Raw genomic sequence first — 12,932 nt, forward strand, 5'->3', positions numbered from 1 at the left:
AACAATGGAGGTACAGTTCACTGGAGAGGGTCTGCTTTTTTATTCGCGGCACCTTTAGGACACGCTGACTTTCTTCAAGAGATCTTTTTGCGAGAGAATATATTGCATCATCGAAGATTGAGCCTGCCATAACATTGCGGTGGATGGCGATTTTTTGTATTCTTCCATCGATTGCACCGCGCTGCCCAGCGCCGTTGTCATCTTCTGTACCAGCGGCTTCACGTCGTCGCCCGCGCCTTCACTGACAGATGCGGACAGCGTTGTCAGCGATTGATGCGACGTGCGTATCGTCTGCAAGGATGAATCTGCCAGCGCGGTAGGCTTCGTCTCCGCCAAGTGAATGACGGTCAAGCCGCTGATCGCCTTCACCAGCTTGTCGCCTTCAGCGATAAAGGAAGCGACCGCATCCGGCTTGGAGCCGCTCCACCGAATGCCCGTTGCCCCCGGGATGTCAACGTTCTTTACATAAACTTCCAGCGACTTATCCTGTACCTGCAACTGCTGGCTAAGCGCAAGCGCATCGTCGCGGCTGGACGCAAAGCCGACGAATACCGCGGGCTTATCGCTGCCATCCTGGGCGGATGCCAGCCCCTTCTTCCGCAAGCTGTCTTGCGCGGCTTGCGCGCTTTGCGGCGAGCTGAAGACGCCATTTTGCAGGAAGGCGTATGTCTTCGCCGCAATTTGCACCGGCGTCACCCCTGCAGCGGCCGCCGCTTGATCCCCCGGCTTCGCCGAAGCCGATGCTGCCGCAGAACCCGGGGCCGCATTCGCAGTCTGGTCTCCCCCGGCGGCGCCGGCATTCGCCGCTACCGACTTGCCCGACGTCGGCGTCTGTACACTTGTCGCAGTCTTCCCTCCTGCGGTCGCGCCTTTGTTCGGCTCGCTGGAAAACATCGAGAGCACAAAAAATCCGAAGGCAACGCCCGTAATGACCGCCCCGGCGATCGAAGTGGCGATGCGCACCCATGGCGTGCCTGACGACTTCGCATAGCGGGCGCCAGTGCCCGGTTCGACATATGGGCCTTGGTTCGTCCATGCTGACCAAGTATCGCGGTGTTCATCTGCGCGGGAATGATCAAGGTCGGGCCCAGGGCCGTAGTCGTCACGCACAATGGGCTCCCGTGCCGTATTCTCCCGCACAGCCTGCTCCCGTACCGGGTAATCCCGAACTGCATGCTCCCGCGCCGTCTGCGACTCGCGGATAATCCGCTCCACGCGTTCGCCTTCCGTTTCAATCGAACTGTTCCAGCTGCCGAAATCCGTCGTGAACGTGTTCAGCGCGTGCGATTCGAACAAGCTCTCGACTTCCTGCCTTTCTGCGCGATCCGCAGAGGTCACCGGCCCCTCGGAGCCGACTTTATCCGTAACAACCGGCGTCGTCTCCCGCACCTCAAATTCCTCTTGATAGAGCGGGATCACCACTTCTTCCATAGGCTGCTGCGTCCCCGCTGGCCTTGTTTGACGCCGCGGCTCGTTCTGATCAAAACGATATGTAATCCTTGCTTTATGATTGTTTTTCATCTATTTCGCTCCTTGTCCTAATCTTGTATTACTAGATTATGATTGAGAGAATCGAAATATGAGTATAAAAAAAGAGAATGTCCCTCTAGTCTACGTGAGTAGACCAAGGGACATTCCTTTTTTAAGCTTCGTAACGGCTGCGCAGCGCTTTAGCCAAACCGTCGGCGGCTTTCCAAATATCGCCAGCGCCCATCGTCAACACCAGATCACCTGGCTTCACATGCTGAATCAAATATTCGAGCACTTCATCCCTCGTCGGAATATGCTGAACATTCGGGTTACTGTTCTTCCGAATGAGCTCCACCAGCTTGGCGGAATCTACACCTTCAATTCGTTTCTCACCCGCTGGAGAGTAGATGTCGGTAATGATTACCTCATCGGCCTCTTCAAATGAGCGGCTGAACTGCTCGAATAAATAGTAGGTCCGTGTATAGCGCTGTGGCTGGAAAACGGCTACAATGCGTTTGCCTGTTGCCTTAGCCGCAGAGATCGTAGCTTGAATCTCAGTCGGATGATGCGCATAGTCATCAATGACCAAAATGTTCTGCACTTCGCCAAGCACCTGGAATCTCCGCTTTGCTCCGCGGAATTCCTGAATCGCCTCGGCGATTTGGTCGAAGGAGAGGCCTGCTTCCAGGCATGTAATCAACGTCGCTAGAGCGTTGTAAACGTTATGCTTGCCGGGAACAGACAAACTGATTTCACCCAGCTTCGCACCTTGGTAGTGCACGGTGAACGTCACTTTCCTGTCACCAAGCGTAATATCGCTGGCTATATAGTCCGCTTCATTGTGAATCCCGTACGTAATGACATCGCTTTGGATCTGCGGAATCATTTCGCTCAGGAACGCATCGTCACGGCACACAACCGCTTTACCGCCAGGCCGCACTTGGCTGAGGAATTGCGCATACGCCTTTTTCAAATTCTCGAAATCGCCGTTGTAATTCTCCAAGTGGTCGGCTTCAATGTTGTTTACCAGCGCAAGCGTCGGGTGGTACTGCAGGAACGTGCCGTCGCTCTCGTCCGCTTCCGCTACGACAAATTCGCCTTTCCCGGCCTTCGCATTGCTGCCGACATTCATGATTTCTCCGCCGATGATATAGGTCGGATCTAATCCGCATGTCTCCATGACAAGCGCAATCATCGACGACGTCGTCGTTTTGCCGTGCGCGCCGGCCACTGCAATCCCTTTGCGCTCATTCATCAAGCGCGCAAGCATTTGCGAGCGGTGAATGATCGGGATTTTCAAATCTTCAGCCGCTTGAATCTCCACATTGTCCTTAGACAACGCGGTAGAGTAGACGACCAGGTCAGCGCCAGATACATTCTGCGCTTGGTGACCGATATATACTTGAGCCCCTTTGGCTTTCAGCTTCTCAGTAAGCTCCTGCTGAGCCAGATCGGAACCGGAAATGCGATATCCCATTTCGAGCATGACTTTGGCAATGGCACTCATTCCGTATCCGCCGATACCGATAAAATGTACGTGTTCTGCTTGACTCACGCCGTTCTCACCATCCTTTTTCAGAATCGGTTTGATAGGTAATCCAAGAACGAACATCGGAGATTAAATACAGCGTGCCGGATACGACCGCCAGATCATCCTGCTCAGTTCTGCTTTTCAGGGTTTCCAAAGCCTGCTTCCAATCGCGTTCCACGATGATGTCGACCTTCCGGCCCATATCATGAAGCAGCTCCTCCGCAAGCTCGGCAAGCTTGCCGGCGTCCCCTTTTTTATGAAAATCTGGTTCGGTAAGGATGAGAGTATCCACCAATGGTAGTATATGCCTGAGGTAGCCCGTATGATTCTTGGTCGAAAGCATACCTGCCATAAAATGTAGCTTACGATAGCTGTACACGCTTGTTAGCGCTGCGGCCAGCGTCTCTGCTCCTTCCGGGTTGTGCGCGCCGTCCAGCAAAATGCGGGGATGGTTCGACACCATCTCCAATCTGCCAGGCCAACGCGTCGCGGCGAGGCCCTTATACAGGTCCTCGTCATCGACGATCAATGCATAGTACTGACGAAGCACTTCCAGTGTCATGACCGCAACGGCGGCATTTTTGAGCTGGTGATGCCCGTTCAGGGAAATCGGAATTTCCTTCAAGCTGCGAAAAGGTCCGGTAAAATCGAACGTCTGATGATCCAATTCGCTGGTCACCGTCGTGAAATGATATTGATTGCCGAGTGTATACAGGGTCGCTTTCTTGTCTTTCGCCGTCTGCTCGATAACCCGCCATACACTTTCGGGCTCTACGGCCGTAATTACCGGCACGCCAGCCTTGATAATGCCCGCTTTCTCAGCAGCTACCTGCTCTAGCGTATCTCCTAGAATCTCCATATGATCATGGCCGACATTCGTGATCACGGTAGCAATCGGGTTGACGATATTCGTGCTATCCAGCCTTCCCCCCAAGCCAACTTCCCATACGACAAAGTCCGGATAAGTCACCGTTCCAAAATACAAAATAGCCAGCGCGGTCGAGATTTCGAACATCGTCGGCGAACCGACTTCCGTCGCCGCGATCTCATCGACTATCGGCTTCATACGATTCACTAGTCGAAGCAAGGCCTCATCTTCGATGTCCGCTCCGTTCACTTGGATACGATTCGTATACCTTTCCAAATAAGGGGAGGTAAATGTGCCTACATCGTAGCCGCATGCCCGCAGGACGGATGTCAAATACGCACAGGTAGAGCCTTTGCCGTTCGTACCCGCCACATGAATGAACTTGAGGCGGCGTTCCGGGTGGCCCAGCTTCTCCATGAGCAGCTGCATGCGCTGCAGCCCGGGCTTCATGCCAAGCTTCTCCATGCGGCTTACGATCCAGGCGATCGCCTCGTCTGCCGTTTGAAAGGCCGGCGTGGATTCATTGATTTCATTCATAGATCTCATCCTCATTTACTATATGAATCACCTTGTCTGCATAACTAGGCGATCGGTTATTTTTCCATGATTATCCTTTTAATTCCGCTAATCGCGCAATCACTTTGTCCCGCTTATCTGCATAGTCCGTCAGCTTCGACTTCTCTTCCTCGATCACCTTGGCAGGCGCCTTGGCGACGAAGCCTTCGTTAGACAGCTTCTTCTCGATGCGCTCCACTTCGCCGTGAAGCGTTTGAAGCTCTTTGTCAAGACGAGCCAGCTCCTGCGCGATGTCTATCAAACCAGCCAGCGGCAGGTACAGCTCCGCTCCTGTAATCACAGCGGTCATCGCCTTCTCCGGCGCGCCCATGTCCGCATCAATCTGCAGCATGGACGTGTTGCAAAAGCGGCGTAAATATTCTTCGTTGCGGCGAAGAATAGCCTGATATTCAGCGCTGGCCGGCTTGACCAGCAGCTCAACCTTCTTGCTCATCGGCACGTTGACTTCGGCGCGGATGTTCCGTACCGAGCGGATCGCTTCCATCAGCAGCTCCATCTCACGCACAGCATCCGGCGATTCGAAAGCAGGGTTCACTTGCGGCCAAGCAGCCAGCGTGATCGTCTCGCCATCGTGCGGCAAATGCTGCCAAATTTCCTCGGAGATGAAAGGCATGAACGGATGAATCAGGCGCTGTGTCTGATCGAGCACGTAAGCGAGCACGGATTGCGTCGTTTTCTTCGCAGCCGCATCAGCGCCGTACAAGCTCAGCTTGCTGAACTCGATATACCAGTCGCATAGATCGTCCCAGATGAAATTGTAAAGGAGACGTCCCGTCTCGCCGAACTCATAGCTGTCAATGAGACGTGTAACATCGCGAACGGTTTCGTTCAACCGATGCAGAATCCAGCGGTCGGCGGTTCCGAGATTGCCGGACAAATCGATATCCTGGTACGTCACGCCTTCCAAATTCATCAAAGCAAAGCGCGATGCGTTCCAGATTTTGTTAGCAAAGTTACGAGCTTGCTCCACGCGCTCCCAACGGAAACGAAGATCCTGGCCAGGCGTGCTGCTCGTGGAAATCATGTAGCGCATCGCATCGGCGCCGTATTTCTCGATAATTTCGAGCGGGTCGACGCCGTTGCCGAGCGATTTGGACATCTTGCGGCCTTCCGAGTCACGCACCAAGCCGTGCATCAGCACGTCTTTGAACGGGATTTGCTCCGTGAACTCGAGTGCTGTGAAGATCATCCGGGCCACCCAGAAATAAATGATATCATAGCCGGTTACGAGCACACTTGTCGGATAGAAGCGTTTGAGGTCTTCGGTCTCATTCGGCCAGCCCAGCGTGGAAAACGGCCATAGCGCAGAGCTGAACCACGTGTCGAGCACATCGTTATCTTGCTGGATATTGCTGCTTTGGCAATGCGAGCATGCGCTCGGATCGTGACGCTCTACAGTCACGTTACCGCAATCTGCACAATGCCATGCCGGGATGCGGTGTCCCCACCACAACTGACGGGAAATGCACCAGTCGCGAACATTTTCGATCCATTGCAAATAAATTTTCTCGAAACGATCCGGCACGAAATTAACGCCATTGCCTGATTTTTGCGCGTCGATCGCTTTTTCGGCGAGAGGCTGCATTTTGACGAACCATTGCGTGGACAAATACGGCTCGACAACCGCGCCGCTGCGCTCGCTGTGGCCAACTTGATGCACATGCTCCTCGATTTTCAAGAGGACGCCTTGTTCTTTAAGATCCGCAACGATTTGTTTGCGGCAGTCAAAACGGTCCATACCTTGGTAAGGTCCCGCGTTCGCATTCATCGTGCCGGATTCGTCCATCACGAGAATTTGCGGGAGGTCGTGGCGTTTGCCGACTTCAAAGTCATTAGGATCGTGGGCAGGCGTAATTTTTACGGCGCCGCTTCCGAATTCTTTTTCTACATATTCATCTGCAATAACCGGAATTTCACGATTGACGATTGGCAGCAGCAGCATTTTGCCAATGAGATGCTTGTAGCGTTCATCGCTTGGATGAACGGCAACAGCCGTATCGCCCAGCATCGTTTCCGGACGTGTCGTAGCGACAACAATCGAGCCTGTGCCGTCCGTTGTTTTGTACTCCAGATGATACAGCGCGCCTTGAACCTCTTTATATTCAACCTCGATATCCGACAATGCGGTGCGTGCCGCCGGATCCCAGTTAATGATGTAGTTCCCGCGGTAAATCAGCCCTTTTTCGTAGAGCGAGACGAATACTTCGCGAACGGCTTGTGACAGCCCTTCGTCCAGCGTGAAGCGTTCGCGGGAGTAATCCAGCGAGAAGCCCATCTTCGACCATTGCTCGCGGATCGTGTTCGCGTATTGCTCTTTCCATTCCCATACCTTCTCCAGGAACTTCTCGCGTCCCAGATCATAGCGGCTTTGGCCCTGCTCGCGCAGCTTCTGCTCCACCTTCGTTTGCGTGGCGATACCTGCATGGTCCGAGCCCGGAAGCCACAGGGTATCATAGCCTTGCATCCGCTTGGTGCGGGTCAAAATATCCTGCAATGTAAAATCAAGCGCATGCCCGATGTGCAGCATCCCTGTTACATTCGGAGGCGGGATTACAATGGTATACGTTTCCGCGTCAGGACGGTTGCCCGCTTTGAAAAATTCATTCTTCATCCAGTAGTCATACCACTTACGCTCCGCTTCCTTCGGATCATACGTAGTTGGCATTTGCAGCTGATCTTTGATTTGATTGGCTTCGGTCATAGCATTCCCTCCAACATAGTTATCGCTTAAGCAGACGGTGAAGTCCGCAAATTCTTTGGAACAAACAAAAAAAGCCCTTCGTCGCAAAGGACGAAAGGCTTGCTTCCGTGGTACCACCTTCATTCCATACAGCCGGGTTCAACAGGCGATATGGCTCTCGAACAGATAACGGCTGCGACCGGCAAACGCTGACGAGAATATGCGACTGACCGCACAATCAAGCTCACGTTCACAACTCCAGGGCGACTTCGACCGGCTGCTTCCTATGGAACCTTTCAGCGTTGCAGTTCCACTCTCTGAAGGGCATACCGCCTACTACTCCCTATCAACGTTTCCAATATTGCTCAAAATGATTTACATCATATGATATCGAACATTTGTAACAGAGTCAATATATCAATCCATTATTACCGATTATGATTAAATTATGCGTCTTGGCATAAAACGTGAACAGTCCCCGAAAGGGCCCAAAAAGAGAAGAAGCCCCAACCGTTTCACGGCTGAAGGCTTCGTGTATGTACACCTTTTAAGGAAGATAAATGATTTGACCAGCGGTTACTTCCTGATCGCCTAAGCGGTTCAATAGCTGCAGCTCGCGCGGATTCAATTGATAGCGCTTGGCGATGGAATCCAGCGTTTCCTCCCGTTGCACAATGCACATTCTTAATTTGCGGAATTCATTGACACCGGATTGATTTTGCAGGAAGAGTCGTTTCCATTCCACCGCATCGATCCGCGTTTCTTCCGTCAAAGCTGCTTGGGCTTCCGCTTCTTCGCGCTTCTTGTCCTGAAGATAGGAGCTCGCTTTGGTCAAAAGCGATTTGATGCCGTAAGGGTTAATATCTACGGCTTCGCTCGCCTTTTTGCCGAATGCGACTTTAAGTTCCTTTTTCTCCTCGGAAACGACCGTGCTGTCCGCATGTGGCGTCACTTTAAACTCCGTTTGCTCCAATTCCGCAGAGAAGGAATCCGCCTCTGGAGGGTCTTGTACTTGCGCTTGCGGCTGTTCCATCACTGGCGGGCTATAGACCGGCATTTGCTGCTGCGGCATGGTAAACTGCGGCGTCGGCTCCGGATACGACTCCTCCGCAGGCTGGTGAAACGTTTCGGGCATCGGTTCCGGTGTTGCCGCCGGCGCTGGCGCAGCTTCTTGCGCAGGCGCTGATGCAGCAGGAGGCGCCGATTCGACCCGCGGAATATTAACTTCATGGACAAATGTGACTTCTTCTTCTTCCCGCCAGCTCTCGACGGGGGCCGAAACCATCTCGACGCCCTGCAGGGATAGAACGCCTGTCACATTTAAGCTTCTAGCCGATAACAGATCGACGTCAAAATTTTCGATCTCAACCAAAATGTCCTCTACCCGATGGATCCGGTTTAGAGGCAGTGTAATTTCCACTGGAATCAAATGTTCCAACGTGCGGGTCTCCCCGCCTTCATCGCTGGAATAAGCGCCGGTGAGAAGCAAGTTGCCTTTAAGGACCGCCTGATTATCAAGGGTTAGCACCTGAATATGCGGAATTAACTCGACATCATCCAACTCTTGTATGCCTGCCAACCCTTCTTGCAAATGGACACGTTCATAGATATCGAATCTTAACCCTGGTTGCTGTTCAGCCACTGTCCAAATCCTCCCTTCCTTCAACCCGCGATGCGTGGATAGCATCCGGATTGCTCTACCCTATGCCTTGTTTGTCTCTAAAAGTATATGGGTGAGGGGAGCCAGGCATGACTATATTTTTATTTTGCCTGCAGTGCGCTAAGGAGATTCTGCAAATCTTCCGGCCAACTGGCCTGAACCACGATCTGTTCCTGCGTCAACGGATGCGGGAATCTAAGCTGCTTGCCGTGCAGCGCCTGGCGCTTCAGCAGAGCGGCGGAGCCCCCGTACAGCGTATCGCCGATCAAAGGATGTCCCAGATGGCTCAGATGGACACGGATTTGATGCGTACGCCCGGTTTCGAGCTCCAGCTCGACCAGGGCTGCACCTTTCAGCTGCTGCTTGACGCGGTAATGCGTCACGGCTGCATCGCCGCCAGGCGTGACCCGGCGCTTGCCGGAATGATGGCGGTCGCGCCCGATTGGCGCATCAATCGTCCCCCGCTTGGCGCGAAAGACGCCTTGCGCCAGCGCCGCATACGTGCGGTCGATCCGCTTCTCTCGCATCGCCTCGTCCAGCAGCACATGCGCCCACTCGTTTTTGGCGTACAGCACCGCCCCGGTCGTATCCTGATCCAGACGATGGATATGGCGGATCGCACACGCCTGACCGGTGGAAGCGTAGTAATACGCTACAGCGGAGGCTAAAGTCCCTTGCTGCCCGGCTTCTGCCGGATGGATGGACATGCCCGCCGGCTTGTTAACAACGAGGCAAAAGTCGTCCTCATACGCAATATCGAGCTCGCAGTACTCCGGCGCAAACGCCGCCGACTCCCGTGGAAACAGATGCAGCAAGGCTTTGCCGCCCTGCACGCGGATTCCGCCTTGCGAAGCCAAGCGCAAAAATAGCTTCCGCGGAACGGGAATCAGCGCTGACATTGCCTCTACGGCACTAGGCTGCAGTGGCTTCCAATCCGGATTGGGCAAAGGAAGCTCCAGCCATTCCTCTTTGCGTTTCCAGGCAATCATGAGCGCTCCCCTTTGCGAAATATGGCGACGATAGCGATCAAAACTACTAAAAAGATGAGGATCACCAGCATCAAATCTATCGGAAAATCAAAAAAGTAATATCGTTTCATTGCTGCAAACTCCTTAAAGTCAAAGGGATATCGTACACTTTATTTTAACAATTACCAATAACAATTGCATGCGAAAATATGATAATATAAGACTTGTATTTTATTTTTTCGACTTCATAGATGATAGAGTTTGTAGAAAAAGAGAGCAGGAGAGGACTATTTTGGGTACTGCAATAATAGAACATTTTCGCAATTATAGTTGGCTGAAGCGTATGCTGCTTATCATTGCCGCAATAACGTTCATTTGTTCGAGTTTCTTGTTTTTAACTCCACCTGGAGAGAGCATCCGGGTTTACCTCGCCAAAACGGTTATTACGACGCAGCACCGGGATTGGGCCTGGATTTTCGTCGGAGCGGAACGCAGAGATCAGCTTGTTGCCGAGATGCAGAACTTGACGGAGGTTAACTCCGTGGAAAAGCAGGATTTGCAGGCGGTCAAATATAACAAGAATCGCCCGATTGAAAGTTTGGTGAAAGTGGAAGATATTTCCGGTCAGTTCTGGAAAGGCAAAAAGATGTATGTGTATGACCCGCGCTCGATTCGCGTCGTAGTTCCCGCCAAGCAAGGCGAAGGCGAACGCATCACCTCGATGGTTCAGCGCACAGGCGCTGTTGCCGGCGTGAATGGCGGCGGCTTTAATGATCCGGACGGATTGGGCAACGGTTTTGCCCCGATTGGTGCTATTATGTCCGGCGGCGAGATTTTGTATACCGACCAAGACGGCACTGTGCCGCAGCATATCGTCGGATTCACCAAAGACGGTACGCTAATTATTGGTAAATACACGATTAACGAATTGCTGAAGCTGAATGTGACCGATGCGGTTTCCTTCTATCCGCGGGTTATCGCCAACGGGAAACCGCTCATTACGAGCGGCGACGGCGGCTGGGGACGCGCACCGCGTACCGCAGTCGGCCAAAAAGCGGACGGAACCGTCATCTTCATCGTCATCGACGGCCGCCAAACACATAGCGTCGGCGCTACGCTGAAAGAAGTGCAGGATATTTTCCTCGCTGACGGTGTCATTAACGCTGGCTTCCTGGACGGTGGAGCATCGTCCGAGATGGTTTATAACAATGATTTAATAACGAGCCCTTCCAGCCGTTACGGCGAGCGCAGATTGCCTTCCGCGTTCCTCGTCTTCGATCACCCTGATCAAGTAAAGGTTGAGAACGTATGGGCCGGTCTGACGACAATTGATCCAGGTGGTGCTTATGATCACCCAGATTACTTGAGAGAACAAGCCGAATTGAAGGCCAAAGCTGGAAAGGCGACACCTACGCCGAAACCGACGGCGACTCCGAAACCTACAGAGAAGCCGGAAGCTTCAACGGATACCGAATCGGGTAAAAATGGGGCGTCAAACTCGCCTTCATCCGGTGTGAACAACGGCGGCAGCGGTTCGGCGAAGCCTAGCCCTTCAGTGAAGCCAGAGGCAACGCCATCAGCTCCTGCAAATTCACCGAATCCGGGGAATAACACGCAGCAGGGGAATAGTAACAATAGCAGCAATAACGGCCAACCCGGCTCCGGTACTACATCAGGAGGCGCTCCAGGCGCCTCCACAGGACCTAAAACAAGTGCCACACCAGAGACGAGCGCAAGCCCTTCGGGGCAAGCGCAATCGGGTGGTGCAAGCACTGGCGCAGCTGGAACTGGCGCTGGCGCTACATCTAGCCAGTCACCTGCACAACCGTCTAAAACCAACTAATACATAAAAAATGCCAGCCCGTAGTTGTTGAAACTACGGACTGGCATTTTTTTGCTCGGTTGGATAGCTATGGCTGCTCGGTCGCAGCTGTAATTGGATTTTGTCCAATTACAGCGAGGAGTTGGCGGCGGCGGGAGCTGTAGTCCGGAAATGCCCACTTACAGAGACGTTTTCGTCTCAAAGCCGGCTTAACACCTGCTTTAATTGGGAAAATTCGGACTGCAGCAGCCTCGGCCCTCAACAGAGCTCCTCCAATTGGGCAAAACCGGACTAGAGATACATCCCCCCACCTCAGCCACTCTGTAGTTCGGCAAATCCGGACTACAGCATCTCCTCCGCTTCGGCACGCGCTACAAGCTTAACTTAGCTACTCCAAACAAGAGCCTCCCCCGCACTCCAATCCAGATTTACCCAATTGCAGACGCTACTCCCATCGCCAACACCGCTCCAGTCCGGTTCCGCCCAATTGCAGACGCCCCACCACCGCTAACACCGCTCTAGTCCGGTTTCGCCCAATTGCAGACGCTACTCCCACCTCTAACACCACTCCAGTCCGGTTCTGCCCAATTGCAGACGCTACTCCCACCGCTAACACCGCTCTAGTCCGGTTTCGCCCAATTGCAGATGCCAAAAAGTAGCCAAACGAGCAATTCCGCCTCTGTAAGCAGGCAAAACCGGACTAGAGATACATCCCCCCCACCTCAGACGCTCTGTAGTTCGGCAAATCCGGACTGCAGCATCTCCTCCGCTTCGGCACGCGCTCCAAGCTCAACTTAGCTACTCCAAACAAGAGCCTCCCCCGCACTCAAATTCGGATTTGCCCAATTGCAGACGCTACTCCCACCACTAACACCGCTCCAGTCCGGTTCTGCCCAATTGCAGAAGCCCCACCACCGCTAACACCGCTCCAGTCCGGTTTCGCCCTATTGCAGACGTCCCACCACCGCTAACACCGCTCCAGTCCGGTTCCGCCCACTTGCAGACGCCAAAAAGTAGCCAAACGAGCAGTTCCGCCTCTGTAAGCAGGTAAAACCGGACTAGAGATACATCCCCCCACCTCAGCCGCTCTGTAGTTTGCTAAATCCGGACTGCAGCATCTCCTCCGCTTCGGCACTCGCTCCAAGCTCAACTTAGCTACTCCAAACAAAAGCCTCCCCCGCACTCCAATCCAGATTTGCCCAATTGCAGACGCTACTCCCACCACTAACACCACTCTAGTCCGGTTCCGCCCAATTACAGACGCCAAAAAGTAGCCAAACGAGCAGTTCCGCCTCTGTAAGCAGGCAAAACCGGACTAGAGATACATCCCCCCACCTCAGACGCTCTGTAGTTCGGC

General features: G+C 53.3%; 7 protein-coding genes. 1 reads left to right on the forward strand and 6 read right to left on the reverse strand.

Going from position 1 to position 12,932, the window contains the following annotated elements; translation table 11 throughout:
- Positions 1 to 54: 54 nt before the first annotated feature.
- From O9139_RS05595 to O9139_RS05620, 6 genes are all read right to left on the reverse strand, one after another.
- A complete protein-coding gene (locus O9139_RS05595) occupies positions 55 to 1,521 on the reverse strand; it encodes an SPOR domain-containing protein (protein ID WP_270878464.1) in 1,467 nt (488 codons plus the stop codon).
- Positions 1,522 to 1,642: 121 nt separating this feature from the next.
- On the reverse strand, positions 1,643 to 2,977 hold the full coding sequence (gene murC / locus O9139_RS05600; protein ID WP_377523632.1) for a UDP-N-acetylmuramate--L-alanine ligase: 1,335 nt from the start codon (positions 2,975 to 2,977) through the stop codon (positions 1,643 to 1,645).
- A gap of 55 nt (positions 2,978 to 3,032) precedes the next feature.
- The gene (locus O9139_RS05605) at positions 3,033 to 4,406 is read right to left on the reverse strand and encodes a bifunctional folylpolyglutamate synthase/dihydrofolate synthase (RefSeq protein WP_270878466.1); all 1,374 of its coding nucleotides are present in this window, start codon (positions 4,404 to 4,406) and stop codon (positions 3,033 to 3,035) included.
- 70 nt (positions 4,407 to 4,476) lie between these two features.
- On the reverse strand, positions 4,477 to 7,146 hold the full coding sequence (locus O9139_RS05610; RefSeq protein ID WP_270878467.1) for a valine--tRNA ligase: 2,670 nt from the start codon (positions 7,144 to 7,146) through the stop codon (positions 4,477 to 4,479).
- Positions 7,147 to 7,672: 526 nt separating this feature from the next.
- A complete protein-coding gene (locus tag O9139_RS05615) occupies positions 7,673 to 8,767 on the reverse strand; it encodes a LysM peptidoglycan-binding domain-containing protein (protein ID WP_270878468.1) in 1,095 nt (364 codons plus the stop codon).
- Positions 8,768 to 8,886: 119 nt separating this feature from the next.
- Positions 8,887 to 9,774, reverse strand: a complete 888-nt coding sequence (locus O9139_RS05620; RefSeq protein WP_270878469.1) for an RluA family pseudouridine synthase — start codon at positions 9,772 to 9,774, stop codon at positions 8,887 to 8,889.
- Between the two features lie 271 nt (positions 9,775 to 10,045).
- On the opposite strand from O9139_RS05620, the gene O9139_RS05625 reads away from it, so the two are divergent.
- Positions 10,046 to 11,596 (forward strand): phosphodiester glycosidase family protein, encoded by a 1,551-nt coding sequence (locus O9139_RS05625; RefSeq protein ID WP_270878470.1) that lies wholly within the window; start codon positions 10,046 to 10,048, stop codon positions 11,594 to 11,596.
- The last annotated feature ends 1,336 nt before the right edge of the window (positions 11,597 to 12,932 follow it).

Source organism: Paenibacillus aestuarii, from assembly GCF_027789125.1.
Classification (GTDB): Bacteria; Bacillota; Bacilli; order Paenibacillales; family NBRC-103111; genus Paenibacillus_E; species Paenibacillus_E aestuarii.